Genomic DNA, 25,964 nt, shown 5'->3' on the forward strand with positions numbered 1-25,964 from the left:
CGGCTGTGGTTGGCGCGCCGTCAGTTTCCCGGTTCGCGTGGGGCGGGGGGCGGGCCCGAGCTGTCGCGTACGGTCAGTTCGGGTGTGAGGAGTTCGACCCCGACGGCGTCCGCCGCCCCCTCCGGCCGGGTCAGGCGCGCGATCAGCCGCTCCACCGCCCGCCGGCCCAGCTCCTGCGCCGGGATCGCCACCGAGCTGAGCGCCACCGAGGCCTGCGCGGCGATCTGGTCGGCGCAGACCGCGACCACCGACACGTCCTCCGGTACGGCACGGCCCGTGCGCCGCAGCAGGGCGAGCAGCGGTTCGACCGCCGTCTCGTTCTGCACGACGAACGCGCTCGCCCCCGGCCGCTCGTCGAAGATCCGGGCGAGCACGCCCGCCACGGCGTCGTGCCCGCCCTCGCACGGCCGGTGCAGCAGACCGACACCGAGCTCGGAGGCGCGCTCGCGGAGCCCCCGCAGGGTCCGCTCGGCGAAGCCCGTGTGCCGTGCGTAGACACCGGGGGCCTCACCGATCACCGCGATCTCCCGGTGCCCGAGATCCGCCAGATGCTCCACGCACAGCGCACCGGCCGCCGCGAAGTCCAGGTCGACGCAGTTGAGGCCCGTGGGGTCGGCGGGCATGCCGACCAGGACGGCCGGCGGCCCCGCGGCGCGCAGCACCGGCAGCCGCTCGTCGTCGAGCTGGACGTCCATCAGGATCACCGCCTCGGCGAGACCGCTGCCGGTGACCCGGCGCAGCGCCGAGGGGCCCTCCTCCCCGGTGAGGAGCAGCACGTCGTAGCCGTGGGCGCGGGCGGCGGTGGCGACGGCGACCGCGATCTCCAGCATCACCGGCACGTACATGTCGGTGCGCAGCGGCACCATCAGCGCGATGATCCGCGAACGGCTGCTCGCGAGCGCGCGGGCGCCCGCGTGCGGCTGGTAGCCGAGCCGGTCGATGCTGGCCCGCACCCGCCGCCGGGTGGGATCCGAGATGGGCCGCTTGCCGCTGAGGACATAGCTCACCGTGCTGGCCGACACCCCTGCGTGCCGGGCGACCTCGGCAAGCGTGACCATCCGTTCTCCCCGCGGGCCGTGACTGAGGTGAATCGCTTCGACGACATCTGCCGAAAGCCGTCGAACCATCGCTTCCGACGCTCAGCGAGACCGTAACCCGACCGTGTTGACCTGTCCAGAGAGACCGCTCAAGAAGATCGAAGCGCTTCGATGTGAGGGCGAACGCACGGCAAGTCCGCCGGGAAGAGGCGGAGTTCGCCCGGCTGCCGGGAGTCGGCTGCCGGGAGCTGATCGGCGACATGCCCCCGTCCGCCCCGTGCCGGGCGGGCAGTTCGAGGACGAGCCGGGCGCGCCGGGCCTCGCCCGTGGGGCTCCGGGCGTCGCATGTGCGCCGCCGGGGCTCGGCTGTGGGGCCCGCTCAGGGGCGCAGAAGGACCTTGCCCGTGGCCGGGTCGCCGCCGCCCACCAGGGCGAGCGCCTCGCCGAACCGTTCGAGCGGGAACTCGTGGGTGACCAGCGGGGCCGGGTCGAGCAGCCCCAGGGAGAAGGCGCGCACCGCGTCGGCCCAGGCGGCGGAGGAGGCGCCGAAGACGCTGCGGACCTCCAACTGGCTGACGGACAGATGGACCGGGTCGATCCCGGTGGCCCCCGCCGTGAACATGCCGGTGAGCACCACCCGTCCGCCCCGGCGGGCGAGCAGACAGGAGGAGGCGGCCGTGGTCGGCGCCCCCGCGGTCTCCACGACGAGGTCGAAGCGCCCGGTCGCGCCCTCCGCCTCGCCCGGGGTGAGCGGCAGGGTCGCGCCGAAGCCCAGGGCCTTGCCGGCCCGTTCGGCGCGCGGGTCCACGACGGCGAGCTCGGCGGGGGAGGAGGCGGCGAGCCACTGGACGGCGAGCAGACCGAGCGTCCCGGCGCCGACCACGGCGATCCGCTCCCCGGGGCGCGGCCGCCCGGCGCGTACCGCCGCGGCCACGACGGCGGCCGGTTCGAGCAGGGCCGCGGCCCGGAGGTCCGTCCCGTCCGGCAGGGGGTGCAGCAGCCTCGCCGGTACGAGGAGGTGGTCGGCGAACGCGCCCGGTTCGGTGAACCCGGTCTCGGCGTACCCGGCCGTGCACAGGCTGGTCTCCCCGTACCGGCAGCGCTCGCACCGGCCGCAGGACCGGAAGCCCTCGGCGACGCACGGCCTGCCCAGGAGCGCGGGGTCGGCCCCGGTGCCGACCGCGTCCACGGTGCCGGACCACTCGTGGCCGGGCACCACCGGATAGCGGACGTAGCCGGGGGCCCTGCGGCCCTCGTACAGCTCGCGGTCGCTCATGCAGATCCCGGCGGCGGCGACCCGGACCCGTACCTCGCCGGGGCCGGGCTCGGGGACCTCGCGGCCGAGGAGCCGGTGCCTGCCGGGCCGCTCGACGAGGATCGCGCGGCTCGGAGCGCCGGAAGGGGCGGACGCGGCGGCGCTCACCTCGGCTGCCTCTTCTCCCAGCCCTCGGCCCACAGGTCGAACCGGGCCCGCTGCTGGGGGAACTCGGCCGCCGCGTCCACGTCGAGCTCGACGCCGAGGCCGGGGGCGTGGGGGACCGTGAAGCATCCGGTCTCCGGGTCGACCTCGGGAGCGCCGCGCACGACCTCCTTGATCTCGGCGTCCGCGAAGTCGTTGAAGTGCTCCAGGACCTTGAAGTTGGGGGTGCAGGCCGCCAGTTGGAGGGAGGTCGCGGTGAGCACCGAGCCGCCCACGTTGTGCGGGGCGACGAGGACGTAGTGGGTCTCGGCGGTGGCGGCGAGCTTCCTCGCCTCCCAGATGCCGCCGATGTGGCCGACGTCCGGCTGGATGATGTCGGCGGCCTGCGACTCGAAGAGCTCGCGGAACTCGATCCGGTCGTGGATCCGTTCACCGGTGGCGATCGGCAGGTCCACCTTCCCGGCCACCTTCGCGAGCGCCTTGAGGTTCTCCGGCGGCACCGGCTCCTCCAGCCAGGCCGGCCGGAACGGGGCCAGCTCACGGGCCAGCCGTACCGCCGTCGCCGGGGAGAAGCGTCCGTGCATCTCCACCATCAGCTCCGTGTCGGGGCCGATCGCGTCCCTGACCGCCTCGATCAGGGACACCGCGTACCGCGAGTGCTCGGCGTCCAGCTCGTGGTGACCGGTGCCGAACGGGTCGATCTTCAGTGCCCGGTAGCCGCGCGCCACGACCTCGCGGGCCGCCGCGTGGTACGCCTCCGGGGTGCGTTCGGTGGTGTACCAGCCGTTGGCGTACGCCTTGACCCGGTCGGTGACCTTCCCGCCGAGCAGCTGCCAGACGGGCACGCCGAGCGCCTTGCCCTTGATGTCCCAGCAGGCCATCTCCACGACCGCGATGCCGGACATGACGATCTCCCCGGCCCGGCCGAAGTCCCCGTACTTCATCCGCCGTACGAGGTCCTCGACCGCGAACGGGTCCGAGCCGGCGATGTGGTTGGCCTCCGCCTCGCGCAGATAGCCGATGAGCGCGTCGGTGTGGCCGAGCATCCGGGTCTCGCCGACCCCCGTGAGTCCCTCGTCCGTGTGGACCAGGACGTAGGTCAGATTTCGCCACGGCGTGCCGACGACGTGAGTGGTGATTCCCGTGATGCGCACGGTGGTTGCTCCCGGGGGGCGCGGACGAGTTGTTCGGGATACCGAATCGCATTCGGTGGATCGGCGAGACCGTAGGCAGCGGTCCGCCGGGGTGTCAATGGGAGTGCGTCCACCCGGCCCGGCCGGTCGGAGTCGTTGCCCGCTCCCGGCCGCGCCGCTAGTCTCTGTTCGCGATTTCGATCGCAGTACGGGATTTCGGACGGACCGAGGTGGGGTGGGGATCCATGGGACGACTGGTTCCGGCGGTGACCAGGGCATTCGACATACTGGAGCTTTTCCTGGAGGGCGACGGGACGCTGTCCGCCCCCGAGATCACCCGAGGACTCCAGCTGCCGCGCACGACCACCCATGAGCTGGTCAGCACCCTGACCGCGCGCGGCTATCTGGTACCGGTCATGGAACAGCCCGGCCGTTACCGCCTCGGCGTCCGCACGTACCAGCTCGGCAGCCGGTACGCCGAGCAGCTCGACCTCGCTGCCGAGGGCCACCAGGTCGCCCGCGAGGTGGCCGACACGTGCGGCGAGACCGTCCATGTGGCCGTACTCGAGGACACCGACGTCATCTACATCGCCAAGGTCGACTCCACCCACGCGGTACGGATGGTCTCCGCCGCCGGCCGACGGCTGCCCGCCCACTGCACCGCCGTCGGCAAGATGCTGCTCGCCACCCTCCCCGAGGACGAGCTCGACGAGCGTTTCGAAGGGCGCGAGCTCACCGGCATGACACCCCACAGCCTCACCGACCCGGACGCCCTGCGCGCCGCGCTCGCGGAGATCCGGATCCTCGGGGTCGCCGTCGAGCAGCAGGAGTCCAACCCCGACGTCAGCTGTGTCGCCGCGCCGGTCCGTGACGGCTCCGGCCGGGTCGTCGCCGCGCTCTCCGTCTCCGTGCCGGCGCACCGCTGGACCGAGGAGCGGGAGAACGAGCTCACGGCCCTCGCCGCGAAGGGCGCGGACCGGTTGTCGGAGCGCCTCGGCCACCGCGTCATCCGCTGAGGCGGTGGCGGTGGGGGTGACGGACGGCGTCGTCGGCAGGCGCCGGGGATTATGGCTCCGCACCGGTGGACGCCCGGGCTCCGGCCTCGGCGCCCGGAGAGCCCCGGGCTCACGCCTCGGCACCGGTGGACGCCCGGGCCCCGGCCTCAGCGCCCGGAGAGCCCCGGGCTCACGCCTCGGCACCGGTGGACACCCGGGCCTCGGCCTCGGCGCCCGCAGGCCCCCGGGCTCACGCCTCGGCACCGGTGGACCCGGCGCGCCCGCCGTCCCCCTTCCGCTCCCGGGGCCGGCGCGTCCGGCTGACCGGGCCGAAGACCTCCCGGTCGTCGAGGAAGCCCTCCAGGGCGAAGGCGGCCGCGCCCCGGGTGACCGCGTTGTGAGGGACCGAGCTGCGCCGCAGGCTCGCCGCCCCGTGCGGCAGCGGAAGGGCGTGCCGGGTGACCGCCTCGTACGTGGCGCTCAGCAGGCGCTCGCCGAGCAGGTCGACGACCTGGTTGCCGAGGACGAGGACCCGGGGATTGAGCAGATTGACCAGGTTGGCCACCGCCGCGCCCAGGTAGCGCCCCGTCCGCTCGACGACCTCGGCGGCCGCCGGCTCCCCGTCCACCGCCGCGCGCGCCAGGGCGGCGACCGTGGCCGCGTCGTCGGGACCCGTCGCCCGCTCGTCGCCGGGGGCGAGTTCGCGCCAGGTCTGCGCGATCCCCCGGGTGCTGACGTACGCCTCCACACAGCCCCGGTTGCCGCAGGTGCAGAGCCGGCCGTCGATCGCGAGACAGGTGTGGCCCCATTCGCCGGCGCTGTTGGTGAACCCCCGGTAGAGCTGGCCGCCGATCGCGATCCCGGCGCCGACACCGGCCCGCAGGGTGAGCACCACCAGGTCGTCCGCCTCCCGTCCGGCGCCGAACCACAGCTCGGCGACGGTGCTGGCCCGCAGCGGGTTGTCGAGCCGGAGGGGGAGCCCCAGGCGCTCGTCGAGCAGGGCGCGCAACGGCACCTCGTGCCAGGACCAGTACGGGGAGAAGGAGGAGACCCCGCCCTCGTGCTCCACCATGCCCGGGACGCTGACGCCCACGCCGAGCACGCGCGCGCGGGGCACCCCGGAGCCGCGCAGCAGTTCCTCGACGCAGGCGGCGAGCTGCTCGACGACGTCGGCGGGCCGGACGTCGCCTGGGGGGAGCGGGCGTTCGACGGAGTGCCGGACCTCCAGGGCGAGGTCGAAGAGTTCGGCGTGGACGGAGGTCTCGGCGATGTCGACGCCGATGAGCGCGCCCCGGTCGGCGTTGACCGCGAGCCGCGCGCGGGGCCGGCCGCCGCTGGAGTCCTCGCGGCCCGCCTCGGCGAGGACGCCGGCCTCCAGGAGTTCGGAGGTCAGGTTGGCGACGGTGGCGAAGGAGAGGCCGGTCGCCGCCGCGAGGTCCTGGCGGCTGACGGCGCCGGATCCCGCGTAGAAGCGCCGCAGGACCTCGAAGCGGTTGAGGCGGCGAATGTCCTGCGACGTCCGCTTGATCATGGCTGCTGTCCTCCGCTGGTACGGCCCCGGGTGGGTCCCCGTACCGCGATCTTATTCAAAGGGTTGGAAGAAGCGGCGGGGAGGATATTTACAACCGTTAGACGAACCCGTAGTTTTTCCAGTGCCGCACCCCCGCCGACCGAGGAGGCCAGATGCAGCACCTCAGGGCCGTGCCCTGCTCCCCCCTGCCCGGACGCTTGACGGAAGGTCCCGTCTGGGACACCCGGCGCCAGGAACTGCTCTGGGTGGACATCCCCGACGGCCTTGTCCACCGGGCCGCGCTCACCGACGACCACGGACGACCGGACCTCGCCCCCGTCGCCACGCTCCGGTTCGACCGGCCGGTCGGCGCCGTCCTGCCCTGCGCCTCCGGAGCCCTGCTCGCCGCGGCCGGCACGTCCTTCCTGCACCTGGCGCAGGACCGGCCGGTCACCGAGGCCGTCGAAGTCGCCGCGCCCGTCCTGCCCGATGACGGTCTGCCGCGCCGGATGAACGACGCCGCCGTCGACCCCGCGGGCCGGCTGCTCGCCGGCACCATGGCGTACGACGAGAGCCCCGGCGCGGGCGCCCTTTACCGCCTCGACGGCGAAGGCCTCGTCACCCTCCTCGACTCCGTCACCATCTCCAACGGTCTCGGCTGGAGCCCGGACGGCACCCGCCTCTACTACGCCGACAGTCCCACCGGCCGCGTCGACGTCTTCGCCTACGACCCGCTGATCGGCACGCTCCACGACCGCCGTCCCTTCGCGGTCCTCGATCGCGGAGTGCCGGACGGTCTCACCGTCGACAGCGAGGGACGGGTCTGGGTCGCCGTCTGGGGCGGCGGCGAAGTCCTCGCGTTCACCCCCGACGGCACCCTCCACGCGCGCGTGGAGGTCCCCGCCTCCCACGTGACGAGCTGCGCCTTCGCCGGCCCTGGCCTCGACGTCCTGGTGATCACGACGGCGACCGAGGGCCTCGACGAGAAACGCCGGAGCGCGGAACCGGAAGCCGGCCGCCTGTTCGCCTGCCGCCCCGGCGCCACCGGCCTGCCCCAGCCCCCGTACGCGGACCGCTGACCCGTACCGCCGCGCGCGCTCCAATCTCCGTCGGCGGACCGCTGACCCGTACCGCCGCACGCTTTCGAGTCTCGGTGCGCGGACTGCTGCCCCGTACCGCCGCACGCTTTCGAGTCTCGGTGCGCGGACCGCTGACCCGTCCCGCGGCGGGCGCTCCAGCCTCCGCACGCCGGACCGCTGCCCCGTACCGCGGCGCGCTCCCCAGCCTCCGCACGCCGGACCGCTGACCCGTCCCGCCGCACCCTCCCCGTACCAAGTGCCGTATCAAGGAAGCAGCAGCACACCATGACCTCCCCGCAGCAGACGGCCGGACGGACGGACGGATCCGATCCGTCCGACGGCCTCCGTGCCGCCCTCGCCGCCGCACCCGTCATCGCGATCCTCCGCTCCACCTCCGCGACCCGTTTCGCCGAAGTCACCGACACCCTCCTGGCGTCCGGTGTCCGCGCCGCCGAGTTCACCCTCACCACCCCCGGCGTGCTCGACGCCCTGCGCGAGTACGCCGCCGACGCTCCGCCCGGACTCGCCCTCGGCGCCGGTACGGTCACCACGCCCGCCCAGGCCCAGGCGGCCGTGGAGGCCGGGGCCACCTACCTCATCACCCCGACCACCTCCACCGAGGTCATCGCGGAGGCCGTCCGGCTCGGCGTCCCCGTGCTGCCCGGCGCGTACACCCCCACCGAGATCCTCACCGCCTGGCGGGCGGGCGCCACCATGGTGAAGCTCTTCCCCGCCGCCACCGGCGGACCGGAGTACCTCCGTGCCGTCCGCGCCCCACTGCCCGACGTCCCCCTCGTGCCGACCGGGGGCATCGGCGCCGCCGACGCCCCCGCCTACCTCGCCGCCGGCGCCACCGCGCTCGGCATCGGCAGCCCGCTCGTCGGGGACGCCTGTGAGGGCGGCTCCCTCGCCGCCCTCACCGAGCGCGCCGCCGCCTTCCTCGACGGGATACGCCGGTGACGGCCGGGACTCCGCCGGCTCTGGTCACCCTCGGCGAGGCCATGGCGGTGGCCGCCGCCACCGAACCCGGTCCGCTCGCCACGGGAACGGCCCTCCGCCTCGGCTGGGCCGGTGCCGAGGCCACCGTCGCCATCGGCGTCAGCCGCCTCGGCCACCGGGCCGCCTGGACCGGCCGGGTCGGCGAGGACGCGGCCGGTGCCATGGTCCTCGCGGGACTCCGCGCCGAGGGCGTCGACGTCTCAGCCGCCCGTACGGACCCGGCGGCGCCCACAGGCCTCATGCTCCGTGAGCGTCGCACCGCCGACCGGCTCCGCGTCAGCTACTACCGCGCCGGGCTCGCGGGCTCCCGGCTCGCCCCCGAGGACCTCGACGAGGAGCAGATCACCGGGGCGCGGGTGCTCCATGTCACCGGCGTCACCCCGGCGTTGAGCGACACGGCACGCGCCGCCGTCACCCGGGCCGTCGCGCTCGCCCGTGCCGCCGGGGTCACCGTCTCCCTCGACGTCAACCACCGCGAACGCCTCTGGAGCCGCGCCGACGCCGCCGGGGCGCTGGCCGGCCTCCTCCCGTACACCGACATCGTCTTCGCGGGCCCCGAGGAGGCGTCCCTCCTCGTGCCCGAGGACGAGCCCGAGCGGATGGCCCGCGCCCTGACCCTCATCGGGCCGGGACAGGCCGTGCTCAAACTCGGCGCCGGGGGAGCCCTCGTGGCCACCGGCGACGGCGCCCTCCACGTCCGGCCCGCCGTCCCCGTCACCGCCGTCGACCCCGTGGGCGCGGGCGACGCCTTCGTCTCCGGGTATCTCTCCGCCGTCCTCGACGGCTCCCCGGTGGAGGAGCGCCTGCGCCTCGCCGTGCTCTGCGGGGCCTTCGCGGTCTCTGTCCCCGGCGACTGGGAGGGCCTCCCGCGCCGCGCCGAACTCGGCCTGCTGACGGCCCAGGACATCACGCGCTGACGGCGCCGCGCCTTCCGCATCCCCATTCGGAAACACCAGGAACCCACACCATGAACCGTTTCTCCGGACAGACCGCCGTCGTCACGGGCGCGGCCTCCGGCATCGGGGCGGCCAGCGCCGCCCGGCTCGCCGCCGAGGGCGCGTCCGTGATCGTCTCCGACATCGCGGGCGAGGCCGGCGAGGCCGTCGCCGCCGCGATCCGCGCCGACGGGGGCCGAGCCGTCTACGTACGCTGCGACGTCGCGTCCGAGGAGGACTGGACCGCCCTGCGCGCCGAGACCCACGCCCGCTTCGGGCCGGTGAGCATCCTCCACAGCAACGCCTTCACCCACACCGCCGCGGCCGCCCACGAACTCCCCGTCGCCACCTGGGACCGGGAGATGGCCATCAACCTGCGGGCCCTGTACCTCGCCACCCGCACGTTCCTCGACGACCTGCGCGCCGAGCGCGGCAGCCTCGTCGCCACCTCCAGCGTGCACGCCGACTTCGGCCTGCCCGGTTACGCCGCGTACGCCGCCGCGAAGGGCGGTATGTGCGCCCTGGTCCGTCAGCTGGCCGTCGAGTACGGGCCGGACGTGCGCTTCAACTCCGTCCTGCCGGGCCCCATCCTCACCGAGGTCTGGAACGACGTCGACGAGGAGGGACGCCGCCTCTCCGCCGACGCCACCGCGCTCGCCCGGCTCGGCCGGCCCGAGGAGGTGGCCTCCGCCGTCGCCTTCCTCGCCTCGGCAGACGCCGCGTACATCACCGGAACCAACCTGGTCGTCGACGGCGGCTGGACCGTGAAGAAGGAATCCAAGTGAAGATCACCTCCCTGCGCACCTATCTGGTCGCCCCGCGCTGGTGCTTCCTGCGCATCGACACCGACGAGGGCATCACCGGCTGGGGCGAACCCGTCGTCGAGGGCCGCGCGCACACCGTGGCCGCGGCCGTCGAGGAGCTCTCCGACTACCTGATCGGCCAGGACCCGATGAAGATCGAGGACCACTGGCAGGTCCTCACCAAGGGCGGCTTCTACCGCGGCGGCCCGGTCCTCTCCAGCGCCGTCGCCGGCATCGACCAGGCCCTGTGGGACATCACCGGCAAGGCCCTCGGCGTGCCCGTGTGGCAGCTGCTCGGCGGCAACGTCCGCGACCGCGTCCGCGTCTACAGCTGGATCGGCGGCGACCGCCCCGACGAGGTCGCCTCGGAGGCCCTGGCCCGCAAGGACGAGGGCTTCACCGCGATCAAGATGAACGCCTCCGCGCAGCTGCGGCTCATCGACACCCCCGCCGCCACGCAGGCCATCGTGGACCGGGTCGCCTCGATCCGCGAGGCGGTCGGCGACGAGTTCGACATCGCCATCGACTTCCACGGGCGGCTCACCGCCCCGATGGCCCGCCGGGTCCTGCCGCTCCTGGAGCCGTACCTGCCCTTCTTCGTGGAGGAGCCGGTCGTCCCGGAGATGAGCGACCACATCGGCGACATCGTCCGCTCCACCTCCATCCCGATCGCGACCGGCGAACGCCTCTACTCCCGCTGGGACTTCAGAAAGGTCCTCGCCCAGGGCATCGCGGTCGCGCAGCCGGACCTCTCGCACGCCGGCGGCATCTCCGAGGTGCGCAGGATCGCCGCGATGGCGGAGGCGTACGACGTCTCCCTCGCCCCGCACTGCCCGCTGGGGCCGATCGCGCTCGCCTCCTGCCTCCAGGTCGGCTTCGCCGCGCCGAACCTGCTGATCCAGGAGCAGAGTCTCGGCATCCACTACAACACCGGCTCCGACCTGCTCGACTATCTGGTCGACCCCTCCGTCTTCCGGTACGAGGACGGGCACGTGGGTCTGCCCACCGGGCCGGGCCTCGGGATCGAGGTCGACGCGAAGGCGGTCGAGCGCGCGGCCGAGGCCGGGCACCGCTGGCGCAACCCGGCCTGGCGGCGGGACGACGGCTCGCTCGCCGAATGGTAGCGACGACAGCCGGAAGGGGCGGGCTCGGATACGAGCCCGCCCCTGCTGTGCGGTGTGCGGATCAGCGGTGGGCGAGCCAGCTCGCGGCCGGCAGCAGCCTGCTGTCGTAGTCGAACAGGGCCTGGTTCTCCCAGCCGTTGCCCGAGGAGGGGTCGGCCGGGTCCCAGCCGTTGCCGGTGACGGCGGTCCAGGCCGGCTCCCAGTAGACGACACCGAGGCCGCGGCCGCTCGGGACCGCCTCCACGACGTTCATGATGTCCCGCAGCCAGGCCGACTGCCCGGCAGGGCTCGCCGGGTAGCCGGAGACCAGCTCCGACGACAGGTCGATGATGTTCTCGTGGGAGTCCTCGCTGTCGAGCCGGAAGGGGTACGCGGTCTCCACGACGAGGACCTTCTTGCCGTAACGGGCCGAGACGTCGTCCATGTTCGCCTGGAGGGAGGCGAGGGCGCCGTGCCAGTAACCGTAGAAGGAGAGCGCGATCACGTCGTAACTCACGCCCTGGGCCCTGGCGTTGTCGAACCAGGAGCGGTACAGGGCGTTGTCGCCGCCGTGCGCGAGGTGGAGCGCGATCTGGGTGGTCGACGAGACCGCCTTGGCCGCCGAGATGCCGGACTTGAGCAGCCCGCCGAGCTGGGACCAGTTGGACGTGGAGCCCTCGGGCCAGAGCATGCCGGTGTTGATCTCGTTGCCGATCTGCACCATGTCGGCCGTGGTGCCCTGCGCCTTGAGGGCGTTCAGCACGTCGTACGTGTGGTTGTAGACGTCCGTGGTCAGCTGGGAGTACGAGTGCCCCGCCCACGCGGCGGGCTTGCTCTGGGCGCCCGGGTCGGCCCAGATGTCGGAGTAGTGGAAGTCGACGAGCAGCTTCATGCCCTGGGCCTTGATGCGCTTCGCCGTGGCGAGGACCCGGGCCTTGTCGTTGTAGCCGTCAGCCGGGTTCACCCACACCTTGAGGCGGCCGTAGTTCGCGCCCGCGTTCTTCAGGATGGCGACCGGGTCGCCCGTCGTCCCGGCGCTCGTGCGGTAGGTGCCGCCGAGGTCCTCGCTCTTCTTGAGCGTGGAGAGGTCGACGCCCTTGACGGCGAGGCCGGTCGTCCCGGAGGTGAACGTCAGGTCGTCCACGTTGAGCCAGTTGCCCGCCCTGGCGTCGGAGTTGACGCTGATCGTGCAGCCGCCGCCGACGACCTTGACGGAGGTGACGATCCGTATCCAGGAGCTGGTCGTCACCGGCAGGTCGGTGCGCTGCTCGGCGGAGCCGCAGTTGCGCAGGGCCAGGTAGGCGGCGTTCTGGCCGCCGCCCGAGCGGACCCAGGCGCTGAGCGTGTACGTGCCGTCGGTGAGCCCGGAGAGGTACTGGTACGTCTCCACCTTGTACGCGGAGGCCGACCAGTGGCTCAGCCGGTAACCGCCGCTGTGGCCCCCGGCCTCGGTGAACGAGGCGGCGTTCTGGCCGGCGGCCGAGTAGGTGGACCAGCCGGCCGGGGTGGCGGTCCCGGCGGCGTCGCTCTCGAACCCGGCGTTGGTGAGGGTGGCGGCGGCCTCTGCCCGCGGGGCGGCGGGCAGCGGGGCCAGGAGCAGGGCGCCGAGCGCGGCGGCGACGGCCGCGGCGCGCAGCCGGACGCGGCTTCTGAGGGGGGCGGGGTGCATCGTCGAGTCCCTTCGACGGTGGCGGACAGGTGAGTGGTGCGTTTCCTTACGGGTGGTACGGCTCACCCGGGGGCGGCGCAGCGGGTGCGGGCCGCCCCCGGGGAGATCAGAGGCCCCGGCGGCGGGCCGGGGAGGGGTGGTGCGGTCAGACGTCGAGGCGTACGACCCCGACGGCGCCGGCCGGACGGTGATCCTGCCGACCGGGTGGTGCGGTCAGACGTCGAGGCGTACGACCCTGACGGCGCCGGCCGGGACGGTGATCGTGCCGACCGCCGGGGCGCCGTCGGCGAGGAGTTCCGTGCCGGTGCCGTCCAGCGGCACCACGGCGTCCTCGCCGGAGTGGTTGAGCACGAAGAGGTACTCCGCGCTCTCCCCCGCGCGGCGCACGACCTCCACGTCCCGCGGGAGCGCGGCGCGCGCGGAGACCCCGGCGTCCTCGCAGGCGGCGGCGACGATCGTGTCGAGCGAGGCCGCGTCGAGGCGGGTGGAGAGGTACCAGGCGGTGCCCCGGCCGAGCCGGTGCCGGGTGACCGCGGGCCCGCCGGCGGCCGGCCCGTCGGCGTACGTCCACACGGTCTCCGCGCCCCGCGGCCGGACGAACTCCGTCCACACGTCGCCGGTGAGCGTGGCGCCGTCCGGTCCCTCGATCCGTACGCGCTGGTCGTCGAGGAGCGGCGACCACTCGTCCACGGTGAGGCCGAGGACGTCCCGCAGGGCGCCGGGGTAGGCCCCGGGGTGGACGGCGTCGTGCTCGTCGACGATCCCGGAGAAGTACGAGACGACGAGGGTGCCGCCGTTCTCGACGTACTCGCGGAGGTTCTGCCCGGCGGCCTCGGTCATGAGGTAGAGCGCGGGCACGACGACCAGCGGGTAGGCCGAGAGGTCGGCCTCGGGGTGGGCGAAGTCGACCGTGAGGTGCCGGTCGTAGAGGGTCTCGTAGAAGCTGTCGGCGCGCTCGCGGGCGTCGTGGGCCTCGTTCGGCCGCCACTCCAGGCCCTGCGCCCACCAGGAGTGCCAGTCCCAGAGGACCGCGACGTCGGGGACGGTCCGGGTGCCGCGCACCTCGGCCAGCGCGTCCAGGTCGGCGCCGAGGGCGACGACCTCGCGCCAGATCCGGGTGTCGGTGCCGCCGTGCGGGACCATCGCGGAGTGGAACTTCTCGGCGCCGCGACGGGACTGGCGCCACTGGAAGAACATGGCGCCCTCGGAGCCCCGGGCGACGTGGGCGAGGGAGTTGCGAGCCATCTCGCCGGGGCGCTTGGCCGGGTTGCGGGGCTGCCAGTTCACGCCGGACGTGGAGTGCTCCAGGAGCAGCCAGGGCGCGCCGCCGGCGACGGAGCGGGTGAGGTCGGCGGCCATGGCGAGGTTGACGTGGGTGCGGCGGCCGTCGGTGATCAGGTAGTGGTCGTTGGTGACGAGGTCGACCTCGCGGGCCCAGGCCCAGTAGTCGAGGGAGTCGCACTGGCTGAGGGCGGTCATGAAGTTGGTGGTGACGGGGATGCCGGGCGCCAGTTCGTGCAGGATGTCCCGTTCCATCCGGAAGTTCTCGCGGATGGTGGCGTCGGCGAAGCGGCGGTAGTCGAGCTGCTGTGCCGGGTTGCCGACGGTGGGAGTCGTCCTGGGCGGGTCGATCTCCTCGTACGAGCCGTACCGCTGGCCCCAGAAGGCGGTGCCCCAGGCCTCGTTCACCGCCTCCACCGAGCCGTACGCGCGGTCCAGCCAGCGGCGGAAGTGGGCGGCGCAGTTGTCGCAGTAGCAGGCGCTGACGGGGACGCCGTACTCGTTGTGGACGTGCCAGAGGGCGAGCGCGGGGTGGCTGCCGTAGCGGCGGGCCAGTTCGGTGGTGATGCCGGCGGCGGTCGTGCGGTAGGCGGCGGAGCTGTGGCAGATCGCCCCGCGTGAGCCGTAGGAGTGGCGGACGCCGTCGGCGGTGACGGGCAGGGCCTCCGGGTGGGCGCGGTAGAACCAGGCGGGCGGCACCACGGTCGGCGTGCCCAGGTCGACCCGGACGCCGTGCTCGTGGAGCAGGTCGAGGAGCCGGTCGAGCCAGCCGAAGTCGTAGCGGCCCGGCTCCGGTTCGAGGAGGGCCCAGGAGAAGATCCCGACGCTCACCATGGTGACGCCGGCCTCCCGCATGAGCCGGACGTCCTCCTGCCAGACGCTTTCCGGCCACTGCTCGGGGTTGTAGTCCCCGCCGAACGCGAGCCGGTGCAGGCCCTTGGGAGTGGTCTGCGACATGAGTCTCTCCTGAAACCTCGAACGATGAAAGCTTTGTTCGGTTGGGAACGTGCACACACTCGATCTCGATGTGGCAACGCAACATAACCGCACAGGAACAACCATTGACAAGTGTCCGGAACGTTTCTCTACTGTGAACGCTCACAGATGCATGGCCGGCCTCTCCGTTCGAGGGAGGGGCCCCTTTCGGTCAGGGAGAAGTACCCCATGCCCCACACGATGCGCCGCAGCCTCGCCGCCGCCACCGCCGTCCTCCTCGGCGCCACCGCTCTCACCGCCTGTGGATCCGACTCCGGCGACAAGGCGGGCGCCGGATCCGGCCCCGTCAAGCTCACCTACTGGGCCTGGGCGCCCGGCATGGACAAGGTCGCGGCCCTCTGGAACGCCGAGCACCCCGACATCCAGGTCACGGTGCAGAAGCAGGCCTCGGGCGACGACCTGGTCACCAAGATCATCACCGCCGCCAAGGCCCACAAGGGCCCGGACCTCGTCCAGGCCGAGTACCAGGCGCTGCCCACCCTGGTCTCCAACGACGCCCTCGCGGACATCTCCCGTCACGTCCACGGCGCCAAGGACAAGTTCGCCCCCGGCATCTGGCAGCAGACCACCTTCGGGAGCGAGGCCGTCTACGCGCTGCCCCAGGACTCCGGCCCGCTGATGTTCTTCTACCGCGAGGACCTCTTCAAGCAGTACGGCCTGACCGTCCCCACCACCTGGGACGAGTTCGCCGAGACCGCCCGCGCCGTGAAGAAGAAGGACCCGAAGAAGTCCCTGACCACCTTCTCCGCCAACGACGCCGGCCTCTTCGCCGGCCTCTCCCAGCAGGCCGGCGCCAAGTGGTGGACCTTCTCGGGCGACACCTGGAAGGTCGGCATCGACGACGCCGCCACCAAGAAGGTCGCCGACTTCTGGGGCGGCCTGGTCGCCGAGGGCGCCGTCGACAACCAGCCGATGTACACGCCCGCCTGGAACAAGGCCCTCAACACCGGCGAGCAGATCGGCTGGGTCAGCGCCGTGTGGGCCCCCGGCACCCTGACCACCGCCGCCCCCGACACCAAGGGCAAGTGGGCCATGGCCCCGCTCCCGCAGTGGAACAAGGGCGAGACCGCCACCGGCAGCTGGGGCGGCTCCTCCACGGCCGTCACCACGGACTCGAAGCACCAGGAGGCCGCCGCACAGTTCGCCACCTGGCTGAACACCGACCCCAAGGCCCTGGAGGCCCTGGTGAAGGAGAGCGGGATCTACCCGGCCGCCACCGCCGCGCAGACCAGCGGCGCCCTCGCCCAGCCCCCCGCGTTCTTCCCGAACCAGGCCGACTTCTACACCCGCGCCGCCGAGATGGCGAAGAGCACCGCGCCGGCCGCCTGGGGCCCCAACGTGAACGTCGCCTACACCTCCTTCAAGGACGAGTTCGGCAAGGCCGCCAAGGCCAGGTCCGGCTTCGACGCCGCACTCGGCAAGGTCCAGACGGCCACCGTCGCCGACCTGGCGAAGCAGGGCTTCGGGGTCGCCAAGTGACACAGCCCCCCAAGGGCGCACGCAGGTCGTACGGGGTCAAGGCGGCCCCGTACGGCTTCCTCCTCCCCGCCGGCGTCCTCTTCGTCCTCTTCTTCGCCCTGCCCATCGGCTACGCCCTCTGGCTCAGCTTCCACAAGGTCCGGATCAAGGGACTCGGCCTCGGCAAGGGCGCCAAGACCGAGGTCTGGGCCGGCCTGGAGAACTACACCTCCGCGCTCACCGACTCCGAACTCCTCGCCAGCTCGCTGCGCGTCCTCGGCTACGGCGCGATCGTCGTCCCCGTGATGCTCGGCCTCGCCCTGTTCTTCGCGCTCCTGCTCGACTCCGAGCGCGTCCGGGCCCGTTCCTTCGCCCGGCTCGCGATCTTCCTGCCGTACGCCGTGCCCGGCGTCATCGCGGCCGTCCTCTGGGGCTTCCTCTACCTCCCGGACGTCAGCCCCTTCCACTTCCTCCTGGAGAAGGCAGGACTCCCGCAGCCCGACCTCATGGACGGCGGACCGCTCTACCTCGCGATGTCGAACATCGCCGTCTGGGGCGGCACCGGCTTCAACATGATCGTCATCTACACCGCGCTGCGCTCCCTGCCCGCCGAGGTGTACGAGGCGGCCAAGCTCGACGGCTGCTCCGAGCTCCAGATCGCGCTCCGCGTCAAGATCCCGATGGTGGTCCCCTCCCTGGTGCTCACCTTCTTCTTCTCGATCATCGCGACCCTCCAGGTCTTCAACGAGCCCATGACGCTCAAGCCGCTCACCAACGGCATCCCGAGCACCTGGAGCCCCCTCATGAAGGTCTACAGCGACGCGTTCACCGGAGGGAACATCCACGCGGCCTCGGCCACCGCCGTCGTGCTCGCCCTCGCCACCTTCGCGCTCTCCTTCGCCCTCCTCAGGATCTCCAACCGCCGCACCACACAAGGAGCAACCCGATGACCGGGCTCGCCTCCCCGACCGTCCGCAAGGGCGCCCCGGCCGCCGGCACCACCCCCGGCGTCCCGCAGGGCCCTCCCGCCCCGCGCCGCACCGCCCTGCTGCCCACCGCCGCCCTCGTCCTGGGCGCGCTCTACTGCCTCCTGCCGGTCGCCTGGGTCCTGGTCGCCGCCACCAAACCGGCCTCCGACCTCTTCTCCACCTTCACCTTCCTCCCCGGCAACGGCCTCGGCGACAACGTCTCCGACCTCACCGCCTACCGCGAGGGCATCTACTGGCGCTGGATGTGCAACTCGATCCTCTACGCGGGACTCGGCGCCGTCCTCTCCACCGTCGTCTCCGCGTTCGCCGGATACGCCCTCGCCCTCTACCGGTTCCGCGGGCGCGAGGCCTTCTTCAACATCATGCTCACCGGCGTCCTCATGCCCCCGGTCATCCTCGCCATCCCGCAGTACCTCCTCATGGCCGAGGCCGACCTCACGGACACGTACGCCTCCGTGCTGCTGCCGCTGATCCTCTCCCCGTACGGCGTCTACCTCGGCCGCATCTACGCCCAGGCCGCCATCCCCACGGAGCTCGTCGAGGCGGGCCGCATGGACGGCGCCGGAGAGTGGCGGATCTTCCTGCGCATCGCCGTCCCGATGATGTCCCCCGGCCTGGTGACGATCTTCCTCTTCCAGTTCGTCGCCATCTGGAACAACTTCCTGCTGCCGTTCATCATGCTCGGCGACGACGAGAAGTTCCCCATGACCGTCGGCCTGTTCACCCTGCTCAAGCAGGGCGCAAGCCAGCCCTCCCTCTACAACCTCGTGATCACCGGAGCGCTCCTCGCCATCGTCCCGCTCATCGCCCTGTTCCTCGTCATCCAGCGCTTCTGGAGCCTCGACCTGCTCTCCGGCGCCGTAAAGTCCTGAGCACAGGGGATCGAGGGGAAACACACAGCATGAGCACAGCAGCGAGCAGGCGCCGCCCGGCGACCATCCACGACGTGGCCCGCGAGGCCGGGGTCTCGCGCGGCACCGTCTCCCGCGTCCTCAACGGCGGCCACTACGTCAGCCCGACGGCGAAGGCGGCCGTCGACGCCGCGATCCGAAGAACGGGCTACGTCGTCAACCGGCACGCCCGCTCGCTGATCACCGGCAAGTCCGACTCCGTCGCCTTCCTCCTCACCGAACCGCAGGAGCGCTTCTTCGAGGACCCCAACTTCAACGTGCTGCTCCGCGCCTGCACCCAGGCGCTCGCCGCCCAGGACATCCCCCTGCTCCTGATGATCGCGGGCACCGACGACGAACGCCGCCGCAACCTCCGCTACATCGAGGCCGGCCACGTCGACGGCGTCCTCCTCGTCTCCAGCCACTCCGGCGACCCCGTGGTGGCCCGGCTCGACGAGGCCGGCGTCCCCGTCGTCGCCTGCGGCAAGCCGCTCGGCCAGACCACCAGGATCGGCTACGTCGCGGCCGACGACCGCGACGGCGCCCGCGACATGGTCCGCCATCTGTACGGCTCCGGCCGCCGCCGGATCGCCACCGTCACCGGACCGCTCGACACCCCCGGCGGAGTGGAACGCCTGGCCGGCTACCGCGAGACGCTCGCCGAGTGCGGCCTGCCGGTCGACGAGACGCTGATCGCCTCCGGCGACTACAGCCGGGCCAGCGGCGAGGACGCGGCCCGCGCCCTCCTCGGTCGCGCCCCGGACATCGACGCCGTGTTCGTCGCCTCCGACCTGATGGCACAGGGCGTCCTCGACGCCCTCGCCCGCGCGGACCGGAGAGTGCCCGAGGACATCGCCGTGGGCGGCTTCGACGACTCCCCGGCGGCCCTGTCCTCCCGGCCCTCACTCACCACCATCCGGCAGCCGTGGGACCGGATCAGCTCCGAGATGGTGCGGATGCTGCTCGCCCGGATCGCGGGCGAGCAGCCGTCCGCGGTGATCCTGCCGACGGAACTCGTCCGCAGGGAATCGGCGTAGCGCGACCACCACGAGCCCTTGCGGCGCGTACGGCTGAGGAGCGGCCTGCCCCCGGGACGCTCCTTCGTCGTGTCAGCCGCCGGTGACCAGGACGACGTCGAGCGTCCGGGGCCCGTGGACGCCCTCGACCCGGTCGAGCTCGATGTCGCTCGTCGCCGAGGGGCCGGAGATCCAGGTGAGCGGGCGCCCCGGGTCGAGCCGGGGCAGCGCCTCCGGCACCGAGGCCACCACCTGCTCCGGCGCCCGGACGACACAGATGTGCAGATCGGGGACGAGGGTGAGGGCGCGACGGCCCTGCCCGGGACCGCCGTCGAGGACGATCGTGCCGGTCTCGGCGATCGCGAGGGCGCAGCCCGTCACCACGGCGTCGGCGGCATCGAGCTCGTACGGGGTCAGCCGAGGCGTGTCGGTCCGCTGCTCCGCCCCGGCCGCGGCGAGCCAGCCCTCGGGAAGTCCGGGCGGTACGACGACAGTGCGGGCGCCGCGCTCGGCGAGGAGCCGGGAGATCAGGCCGGCCAGACCGTCGGGCGCCGTCCGGTGGACGTGGGCGCGGTAGTCGGCGAGGTTCTCGTGCAGGAGGTCGAGCAGGCCGGCGGCGTCGGCCGCGCTGTGGCTCGACCGGTAGGCGCGGACGACGTCCGGGGCTTCCGGCGCGTCCGCGACGGCGGCGCGGACCCGGGCGAGGATCCGGTCACGGCTGGAGGACTGCGGTGTCATGTGCGGTTCTTCTTCCACCAGTCACGGAACGGTTCGGCGGGCAGTTCGGGCAGGTTCCGGTGCTCGGACCACTGGCGGGCGCCGGGCCCCGGCAGCCGCTTCGGGTGCAGCGCGCGCGTGGCCGACGCCAGCCGCTCGCCCGCCGCGAGCGCGGCCGGCCGGTCGAGGACCCAGGAGGCGGCCCTGACCGCCGCCCGCTCCAGACGGTGTCCCTTCCCGCCTTCCTCGGCGACCCGCCCGCGCAGGTGCACCAGGACCTCGGGGATGTCGATGGCCACCGGGCACACCTCGTAACACGCACCGCACAGCGACGAGGCGTACGGCAGGGAGGTATCGATCTCACTGGCCGTGCCCCGCAGCTGCGGGGTGAGAATGGCGCCGATGGGCCCGGGGTAGACAGAGCCGTACGCGTGCCCGCCGGCCCGCTCGTACACCGGGCAGACGTTCAGACAGGCCGAACAGCGGATGCAGCGCAGCGCCTGCCGGCCCACCTCGTCGGCGAGGGCGTCGGTGCGCCCGTTGTCGAGGAGCACGAGGTGGAAGGCGCTCGGCCCGTCCTCGTCGGCGGTGCCCGTCCAGGTGCTCGTGTACGGGTTCATCCGCTCGGCCGTCGAGGAGCGCGGAAGGGTCTGCAGGAAGACCTCCAGGTCCCGCCAGCTCGGCACGACCTTCTCGATGCCGACGACGGAGATGAGGGTCTCGGGCAGGGTCAGGCACATGCGGCCGTTGCCCTCGGACTCGACGACGACCAGGGTGCCGGTCTCGGCGACCATGAAGTTCGCCCCGGAGACGCCGACCTTGGCGCGCAGGAACTTCTCCCGCAGGTGCAGCCGGGCGGCCTCCGCGAGCTCGGCCGGGGTGTCACTCAGCCCCTCAGGCGCCGGACGCCCCCAACTCCCCATCCTGTCGCGGAAGATGTCACGGATCTCGCCCCGGTTGCGATGGATGGCGGGCACCAGGATGTGCGACGGGCGGTCCTCGCCGAGCTGCACGATCAGCTCCGCGAGATCCGTCTCGTACGCGGAGATCCCTTCGGCCGCCAGATGCTCGTTCAGGCCGATCTCCTGGGTGGCCATCGACTTGACCTTCACGACCTCCGTCTCGCCGGTGGCCCGCACCAGGTCGGTGACGATCCGGTTCGCCTCCGCCGCGTCCGCCGCCCAGTGCACGGTGCCGCCCGCCGCGGTCACGGACTCCTCCAACCGGAGGAGGTACGTGTCGAGATGACGGAGCGTCCGGTCCTTGATGGCCTTCCCGGCCTCGCGCAGCTCCGCCCAGTCGTCGAGTTCGGCCACCGCGCGCGCCCGCTTGTCCCGGATCGTGTGGGTCGCGTGCCGCAGGTTCGCCCGGAGCGTCGTGTCGCCGACGGCCGTCCGCGCCGCCTCGGGAAAGGCCGGCATGCCCACAAAGGTTCCGCTCACGACCAGGGCTCCTTTTCCGTGCTCGCCAGGATGTCGGCCAGGTGCACCGCGCGCAGCGGCGCGCCCCGGCGGCTCAGCATGCCGCCCACATGCAGCAGGCAGGAGTTGTCCGCGCCGCACAGGACCTCGGCCCCCGTGGACAGCGCGTTCGTGATCTTGTCGGCGCCCATCGCCGCCGACACGTCCGGGTTCTTCACCGCGAACGTGCCGCCGAAGCCGCAGCACTCCTCCGCGCCGGGCAGCTCCACGAGCTCCAGACCCTTCACCGCCTCCAGGAGCCGCCGCGGCCGTTCCCCGAGACCGAGGAGCCGCAGACCGTGACAGGACGGGTGGTACGTCACCCGGTGCGGGAAGTACGCGCCGACGTCCGTCACGCCGAGCACGTCCACCAGGAACTCCGTCAGCTCGTACACGCGCGGCGCCAGCCCCGCCGCCTCCGCGCCGAACGACGCGTAGTGGTGGCGCACCATCGCCGCGCACGAACCGGAGGGCGTGACCACATGGTCGTACCCCTCGAAGGCCCGGACCGTGCGCCGTACGAGCGGCGCCGTCTCCGCCCGGTAGCCGGTGTTGAACTGCGGCTGCCCGCAGCAGGTCTGCGCCGCAGGGAAGTCGACCTCCACGCCGAGCCGTTCGAGGACCCGGACGGTGGCCACCCCCGTCGCGGGGAAGACGGCGTCGTTGACGCAGGTGACGAAGAGGGCGACACGCATCACGGGTTCCTCGGAGACGGTTCGAGTCGGGCGGCCGCCGCGTCCCAGGCGGCGTCGGAGCGGTGATCCTCACGGGGTACGTAGTGTCGCAGGGGCTGGGTGTCCGCGACGAGCCCCCGCATCGACGAGAGATCGCCGACGAGCCCGGCGGCGCGGGCCTGGACGAGGACGTTCCCGAGAGCCGTGGCCTCGACGGGGCCCGCGACGACGGGGAGCCCGGTGGCGTCCGCCGTCAGCCGGCAGAGCAGCGCGTTCCGTGCCCCGCCGCCCACCAGATGGACCCGGCCGATCTCCCGGCCCGCGAGCCCGGCCGCCTGTCGCAGGGCCGCGCGGTGGGCGAGCGCCAGACTCTCCAGGACACAGCGGACCACCGCCCCGGGACTCTCGGGCACGAGCTGCCCGGTGCGGCGGCAGTACGCCCGTATCCGCTCCGGCATGTCGCCGGGGGCCAGGAACTCCGGCGCGTCCGGGTCGACGAAGGACGCGAACGGCTCCGCGCGCGCGGCCGCCGCGAGGAGCTCGTCGAGCCCGGCCGGCCGCCCCTGCCGCTCCCAGGTGCGGCGGCACTCCTCCAGGAGCCACAGGCCCATGATGTTGCGCAGGAAGCGGACGGTGCCGTCGATCCCGCGCTCGTTGGTGAAACCGGCCGCCCGGGCCTCCTCCGTCAGCACCGGGGACTCCAGCTCGAGACCGGCGAGCGACCACGTGCCGCAGGACAGATAGGCGAAGTCCCCGTCCACGGCGGGGAGGGCGACCACCGCCGACGCGGTGTCGTGCGAGGCGACCGTCGTCACCGGCGTCCCCGCGTCGAGCCCGGTGTACTCGGCGACGTGCGGCAGCAGCACACCCGCCGGGTCGCCTGGCGCCCGCAGTGGCGGCAGAAGACCGGGGTCGATCGCGAGCCGGTCGAGCAGCCCGGAGGACCAGCCGCCCGCCCGCGCGTCGAAGAGGCCCGTGGTGGAGGCGTTCGTCTCCTCTGCGCCGATCGTCCCGGTCAGCCAGTGGACGAGCAGGTCCGGCATCAGCAACAGCGTCCGCGCCGCCCCCAGCTGGGCACTCCCGGCGGCCGAGGCGAGCTGGAAGACCGTGTTGAACGGCAGGTCCCTGAGACCGGTGACCCGGTACAGCTCCGCCGCGCCCACCCGCCCCCGGACCTTCTCGGCGGCGCCTTCGGTGCGCCCGTCACGGTAGTGGTACGGCGCGCCGAGCAGCGCGCCGTCCGCGTCGAGGAGCCCGTAGTCCACCGCCCAGGTGTCGATGCCCACGGAGGCGACGCCGCCGGAGCGCGCGGCGACGCGCAGCCCGTCCAGGACGCCCTGGAAGAGCGCGAGGACGTCCCAGCGGAGGCCGTCCGGCAGCCGCACCGGGGTGTTGGGGAAGCGGTGGGCCTCGGTGAGTTCGAGGCGGCCGGGGCCGACCCGGCCCAGCATCACCCGGCCGCTCGTCGCACCCAGGTCCGCCGCCGCGAAGACATCCCGCGGCCGGCGCCCGCGGTCCGGGGCGTTCACCGGGGAACGCCCGCGGTCCGGGACGCCGGGGGAGGAACGCCCGCGGTCCGGGGCGTCCACGGGGGAGCGCCCGCGGTCCGGGACGCCCACGGAAGGACGCCCGCGCTCCGAGGCGCACACGGAAGGACGCCCGCGCTCCGAGGCGCACACGGAAGGACGCCCGCGGTCCGGGACGTCCGGAGAGGAGCGCCCGCTCACCGGAGGAAGGCCGCGGCCACACCCGCGTCCACCGGCACGTGCAGCCCCGTGGTGTGGCTCAGGTCGCCGCCGGTCAGCGCGAAGACCGCGTTGGCCACGTGCTCAGGCAGCACCTCCCTCTTGAGGAGCGTCCGCCCCGCGTAGAACGCGCCGAGTTCCTCCTCCGCGATGCCGTACGTCGCCGCCCGCTGAGCCCCCCAGCCACCGGCGAAGATTCCGGAGCCGCGCACGACCCCGTCCGGGTTGACCCCGTTGACCCGGATGCCGTGCTCACCCAACTCCGCCGCGAGCAGCCGTACTTGATGGGCCTGGTCGGCCTTGGTCGCGGAGTAGGCGATGTTGTTCGGACCGGCGAACACCGCGTTCTTGGAAGCGATGTAGACGATGTCCCCGCCGAGGCCCTGCCCGATCATGAGCCGCGCCGCCTCCCGGGAGACCAGGAAGGAGCCCCGGGCCATGATGTCGTGCTGGAGGTCCCAGTCCCGGGCCGTGGTCTCCAGGAGCGGCTTGGAAATGGAGATCCCCGCGTTGTTGACGACCAGGTCGACCCCGCCGAAGGCGAGCAGCGCCGCCCGGAACGCCGCCGTGATCGCCTCCTCCGACGTGACGTCCATGGTCACGGCCACCGCCCGGTCGGGTCCGCCGAGCTCCTCCGCGACCGCTTCCGCGCCCGCCGCGTTCAGATCGGCGACGACCACACAGGCCCCCTCGGCGGCGAGCCGGTGCGCGATGGCCCGCCCGATGCCGCTGCCCGCCCCCGTCACCAGGGCCACCCTGGTCGCGAGGGGCCGCGGCTTCGGCATCCGCCGCAGCTTGGCCTCCTCAAGTTCCCAGTACTCGATCCCGAACTTCTCCGACTCCTCGATCGGCGCGTACGAGGAGACCGCCTCCGCGCCCCGCATCACGTTGATCGCGTTGACGTAGAACTCGCCGGCCACGCGCGCGGTCTGCTTGTCCCGGCCGAAGGAGAACATGCCGATCCCGGGCACGAGCACGATCGCCGGGTCGGCGCCCCGCATCGCCGGGGAGTCCTCGGTGGCGTGCCGCGCGTAGTAGGCCGCGTACTCCTCGCGGTAGGCGGTGTGCAGCTCCCGCAGCCGGTCGACCGCACGGTCGAGCGGCGCGCCGGGGGGCAGGTCGAGGACGAGCGGCCGGACCTTCGTCCGCAGGAAGTGGTCGGGGCAGGACGTCCCCAGGGCGGCGAGCCTCGGGTGTCCGGCGCGGGCCAGGAAGTCGAGCACCGCCTCGGAGTCGGTGAAGTGCCCCACCTGCGGGTGGTCCTGGGACGCGAGACCCCGTACGTACGGGGCGAGGGCGGCGGCCCGTTCCCGGCGGGCGTCCTCCGGGAGCGGCTCGTACCCCTCGATCACCGCTCCGAAGGGCTCGGCGCGGCCCCGCTCGACGAGGAAGGACTCGGCGGTCCGGATGATGTGCAGCGCGTTGCGCTCGCACTCCTCCGAGGTGTCGCCCCAGGCGGTGATCCCGTGCCCGCCGAGGACACAGCCGATCGCGCCGGGGTTCGCCTCCTTGACCGCGGCGATGTCCAGACCCAGCTGGAAGCCGGGGCGCCGCCACGGCACCCAGACCACGCTGTCGCCGAAGCAGTCGGCGGTCAGTTTCTCCCCGTCGGCGGCGCAGGCGAGCGCGATCCCCGCGTCCGGGTGCAGATGGTCGACGTGGGCGGCGTCCACCAGGCCGTGCATGGCGGTGTCGATGGACGGGGCCGCGCCCCCCTTCCCGTACAGACAGTGGTCGAAGGCGGCGACCATCTCGTCCTCGCGCTCCACCCCCGGGTAGACGTCGACGAGCGCGCGCAGCCGGTCGAGGCGGAGCACCGCGAGCCCGTCCTCGGTGAGTGTGCCCAGGTCGCCGCCGGAGCCCTTGACCCACATCAGGTCGGCGGGGCGTCCGGTCACGGGGTCGGCGACGGACGCCTTGGCGGAGGCGTTGCCGCCCGCGTAGTTGGTGGTGCGGGGGTCGGCGCCCAGCCGGTGGGCGCGTTCCAGGAGAGCGAGTACTTCGGGAGGCGGCGTGCGACGGGAGGTGGTCACGTGTCGGATTCCTTACGGGGAC

Annotated in this window: 21 protein-coding genes; 10 read left to right on the forward strand and 11 right to left on the reverse strand. The window is 73.1% G+C overall.

Annotated features, from left to right (window positions below; translation table 11 throughout):
• Window positions 1–20: 20 nt before the first annotated feature.
• The 3 genes from ACFVYX_RS05520 to ACFVYX_RS05530 all read right to left on the reverse strand — a co-directional run bounded on the left by ACFVYX_RS05520 (window position 21) and on the right by ACFVYX_RS05530 (window position 3,611).
• Complete coding sequence (locus ACFVYX_RS05520) at window positions 21–1,058, reverse strand: LacI family DNA-binding transcriptional regulator (protein ID WP_389679995.1); 1,038 nt, start codon at window positions 1,056–1,058, stop codon at window positions 21–23.
• 358 nt (window positions 1,059–1,416) lie between these two features.
• A complete protein-coding gene (locus ACFVYX_RS05525) occupies window positions 1,417–2,460 on the reverse strand; it encodes a zinc-binding dehydrogenase (RefSeq protein WP_389679996.1) in 1,044 nt (347 codons plus the stop codon).
• Window positions 2,457–3,611 (reverse strand): mandelate racemase/muconate lactonizing enzyme family protein, encoded by a 1,155-nt coding sequence (locus ACFVYX_RS05530; RefSeq protein WP_389679997.1) that lies wholly within the window; start codon window positions 3,609–3,611, stop codon window positions 2,457–2,459. The genes ACFVYX_RS05525 and ACFVYX_RS05530 overlap by 4 nt, the downstream gene beginning before the upstream one ends.
• Before the next feature lie 224 nt (window positions 3,612–3,835).
• On the opposite strand from ACFVYX_RS05530, the gene ACFVYX_RS05535 reads away from it, so the two are divergent.
• Entirely contained in the window at window positions 3,836–4,606 is a 771-nt protein-coding gene (locus ACFVYX_RS05535; protein WP_389679998.1) for an IclR family transcriptional regulator, read from the forward strand.
• Window positions 4,607–4,835: 229 nt separating this feature from the next.
• Here the strand turns inward: ACFVYX_RS05535 and ACFVYX_RS05540 are convergent, their stop codons facing one another.
• Window positions 4,836–6,116, reverse strand: coding sequence for an ROK family protein (locus ACFVYX_RS05540; RefSeq protein ID WP_389679999.1), 1,281 nt, complete (start codon window positions 6,114–6,116; stop codon window positions 4,836–4,838).
• Window positions 6,117–6,268: 152 nt separating this feature from the next.
• Here ACFVYX_RS05540 and ACFVYX_RS05545 point away from each other — a divergent pair, with 152 nt between their 5' ends.
• The 5 genes from ACFVYX_RS05545 to dgoD all read left to right on the forward strand — a co-directional run bounded on the left by ACFVYX_RS05545 (window position 6,269) and on the right by dgoD (window position 11,035).
• Window positions 6,269–7,174 (forward strand): SMP-30/gluconolactonase/LRE family protein, encoded by a 906-nt coding sequence (locus tag ACFVYX_RS05545; protein ID WP_389680000.1) that lies wholly within the window; start codon window positions 6,269–6,271, stop codon window positions 7,172–7,174.
• 285 nt (window positions 7,175–7,459) lie between these two features.
• On the forward strand, window positions 7,460–8,134 hold the full coding sequence (locus tag ACFVYX_RS05550; RefSeq protein WP_389680001.1) for a bifunctional 4-hydroxy-2-oxoglutarate aldolase/2-dehydro-3-deoxy-phosphogluconate aldolase: 675 nt from the start codon (window positions 7,460–7,462) through the stop codon (window positions 8,132–8,134).
• On the forward strand, window positions 8,131–9,090 hold the full coding sequence (locus ACFVYX_RS05555; RefSeq protein ID WP_389680002.1) for a sugar kinase: 960 nt from the start codon (window positions 8,131–8,133) through the stop codon (window positions 9,088–9,090). The genes ACFVYX_RS05550 and ACFVYX_RS05555 overlap by 4 nt, the downstream gene beginning before the upstream one ends.
• Window positions 9,091–9,140: 50 nt before the next feature.
• A complete protein-coding gene (locus ACFVYX_RS05560) occupies window positions 9,141–9,893 on the forward strand; it encodes an SDR family NAD(P)-dependent oxidoreductase (RefSeq protein ID WP_389680003.1) in 753 nt (250 codons plus the stop codon).
• Complete coding sequence (dgoD, locus tag ACFVYX_RS05565) at window positions 9,890–11,035, forward strand: galactonate dehydratase (RefSeq protein WP_389680004.1); 1,146 nt, start codon at window positions 9,890–9,892, stop codon at window positions 11,033–11,035. Before ACFVYX_RS05560 ends, dgoD begins: the two co-directional genes overlap by 4 nt.
• Before the next feature lie 61 nt (window positions 11,036–11,096).
• Here dgoD and ACFVYX_RS05570 read toward each other — a convergent pair whose 3' ends face one another.
• Window positions 11,097–12,683 (reverse strand): arabinogalactan endo-beta-1,4-galactanase, encoded by a 1,587-nt coding sequence (locus ACFVYX_RS05570; protein ID WP_389680005.1) that lies wholly within the window; start codon window positions 12,681–12,683, stop codon window positions 11,097–11,099.
• A gap of 213 nt (window positions 12,684–12,896) precedes the next feature.
• Window positions 12,897–14,921 carry a beta-galactosidase gene (locus tag ACFVYX_RS05575; protein WP_389680006.1) on the reverse strand — a complete coding sequence of 675 codons (2,025 nt, stop codon included), beginning with the start codon at window positions 14,919–14,921 and terminating at the stop codon, window positions 12,897–12,899.
• A gap of 207 nt (window positions 14,922–15,128) precedes the next feature.
• Here ACFVYX_RS05575 and ACFVYX_RS05580 point away from each other — a divergent pair, with 207 nt between their 5' ends.
• The 4 genes from ACFVYX_RS05580 to ACFVYX_RS05595 are packed head-to-tail and all read left to right on the forward strand — an operon-like array spanning window position 15,129 to window position 19,334.
• Window positions 15,129–16,439 (forward strand): ABC transporter substrate-binding protein, encoded by a 1,311-nt coding sequence (locus tag ACFVYX_RS05580; protein WP_389680007.1) that lies wholly within the window; start codon window positions 15,129–15,131, stop codon window positions 16,437–16,439.
• Window positions 16,436–17,368, forward strand: coding sequence for a carbohydrate ABC transporter permease (locus tag ACFVYX_RS05585; protein WP_389680008.1), 933 nt, complete (start codon window positions 16,436–16,438; stop codon window positions 17,366–17,368). Before ACFVYX_RS05580 ends, ACFVYX_RS05585 begins: the two co-directional genes overlap by 4 nt.
• The gene (locus ACFVYX_RS05590; protein ID WP_389680009.1) at window positions 17,365–18,279 is read left to right on the forward strand and encodes a carbohydrate ABC transporter permease; all 915 of its coding nucleotides are present in this window, start codon (window positions 17,365–17,367) and stop codon (window positions 18,277–18,279) included. Before ACFVYX_RS05585 ends, ACFVYX_RS05590 begins: the two co-directional genes overlap by 4 nt.
• A gap of 29 nt (window positions 18,280–18,308) precedes the next feature.
• Window positions 18,309–19,334, forward strand: a complete 1,026-nt coding sequence (locus ACFVYX_RS05595) for a LacI family DNA-binding transcriptional regulator (protein WP_389680010.1) — start codon at window positions 18,309–18,311, stop codon at window positions 19,332–19,334.
• A 72-nt stretch (window positions 19,335–19,406) separates the two neighbouring features.
• On the opposite strand, the gene ACFVYX_RS05600 is transcribed toward ACFVYX_RS05595, so the two are convergent.
• The 5 genes from ACFVYX_RS05600 to ACFVYX_RS05620 form a co-directional block, all read right to left on the reverse strand.
• On the reverse strand, window positions 19,407–20,051 hold the full coding sequence (locus ACFVYX_RS05600) for a lactate utilization protein C (RefSeq protein WP_389680011.1): 645 nt from the start codon (window positions 20,049–20,051) through the stop codon (window positions 19,407–19,409).
• Window positions 20,048–21,472 (reverse strand): lactate utilization protein B, encoded by a 1,425-nt coding sequence (locus tag ACFVYX_RS05605; protein WP_389680012.1) that lies wholly within the window; start codon window positions 21,470–21,472, stop codon window positions 20,048–20,050. The genes ACFVYX_RS05600 and ACFVYX_RS05605 overlap by 4 nt, the downstream gene beginning before the upstream one ends.
• On the reverse strand, window positions 21,469–22,185 hold the full coding sequence (locus tag ACFVYX_RS05610; RefSeq protein ID WP_389680013.1) for a (Fe-S)-binding protein: 717 nt from the start codon (window positions 22,183–22,185) through the stop codon (window positions 21,469–21,471). Before ACFVYX_RS05610 ends, ACFVYX_RS05605 begins: the two co-directional genes overlap by 4 nt.
• A complete protein-coding gene (locus ACFVYX_RS05615; protein WP_389680059.1) occupies window positions 22,185–23,615 on the reverse strand; it encodes a rhamnulokinase family protein in 1,431 nt (476 codons plus the stop codon). The genes ACFVYX_RS05610 and ACFVYX_RS05615 overlap by 1 nt, the downstream gene beginning before the upstream one ends.
• A 272-nt stretch (window positions 23,616–23,887) precedes the next feature.
• On the reverse strand, window positions 23,888–25,942 hold the full coding sequence (locus tag ACFVYX_RS05620; RefSeq protein WP_389680014.1) for a bifunctional aldolase/short-chain dehydrogenase: 2,055 nt from the start codon (window positions 25,940–25,942) through the stop codon (window positions 23,888–23,890).
• Window positions 25,943–25,964 lie beyond the last annotated feature (22 nt).

The organism is Streptomyces sp. NPDC058326 (assembly GCF_042879855.1).
In the GTDB taxonomy this organism is placed as follows: Bacteria; Actinomycetota; Actinomycetes; order Streptomycetales; family Streptomycetaceae; genus Streptomyces.

Coding starts and splice junctions, on each gene's coding strand:
- ACFVYX_RS05520 (WP_389679995.1), bottom strand. CDS start 1,058: ATGGTCACGCTTGCCGAGGTCGCCCGGCACGCAGGGGTGTCGGCCAGC.
- ACFVYX_RS05600 (WP_389680011.1), bottom strand. CDS start 20,051: ATGACACCGCAGTCCTCCAGCCGTGACCGGATCCTCGCCCGGGTCCGC.
- ACFVYX_RS05595 (WP_389680010.1), top strand. CDS start 18,309: ATGAGCACAGCAGCGAGCAGGCGCCGCCCGGCGACCATCCACGACGTG.
- ACFVYX_RS05580 (WP_389680007.1), top strand. CDS start 15,129: ATGCCCCACACGATGCGCCGCAGCCTCGCCGCCGCCACCGCCGTCCTC.
- ACFVYX_RS05575 (WP_389680006.1), bottom strand. CDS start 14,921: ATGTCGCAGACCACTCCCAAGGGCCTGCACCGGCTCGCGTTCGGCGGG.
- ACFVYX_RS05570 (WP_389680005.1), bottom strand. CDS start 12,683: ATGCACCCCGCCCCCCTCAGAAGCCGCGTCCGGCTGCGCGCCGCGGCC.
- ACFVYX_RS05610 (WP_389680013.1), bottom strand. CDS start 22,185: ATGCGTGTCGCCCTCTTCGTCACCTGCGTCAACGACGCCGTCTTCCCC.
- ACFVYX_RS05615 (WP_389680059.1), bottom strand. CDS start 23,615: ATGCTGGGCCGGGTCGGCCCCGGCCGCCTCGAACTCACCGAGGCCCAC.
- ACFVYX_RS05535 (WP_389679998.1), top strand. CDS start 3,836: ATGGGACGACTGGTTCCGGCGGTGACCAGGGCATTCGACATACTGGAG.
- ACFVYX_RS05545 (WP_389680000.1), top strand. CDS start 6,269: ATGCAGCACCTCAGGGCCGTGCCCTGCTCCCCCCTGCCCGGACGCTTG.
- ACFVYX_RS05590 (WP_389680009.1), top strand. CDS start 17,365: ATGACCGGGCTCGCCTCCCCGACCGTCCGCAAGGGCGCCCCGGCCGCC.
- ACFVYX_RS05550 (WP_389680001.1), top strand. CDS start 7,460: ATGACCTCCCCGCAGCAGACGGCCGGACGGACGGACGGATCCGATCCG.
- ACFVYX_RS05560 (WP_389680003.1), top strand. CDS start 9,141: ATGAACCGTTTCTCCGGACAGACCGCCGTCGTCACGGGCGCGGCCTCC.
- ACFVYX_RS05540 (WP_389679999.1), bottom strand. CDS start 6,116: ATGATCAAGCGGACGTCGCAGGACATTCGCCGCCTCAACCGCTTCGAG.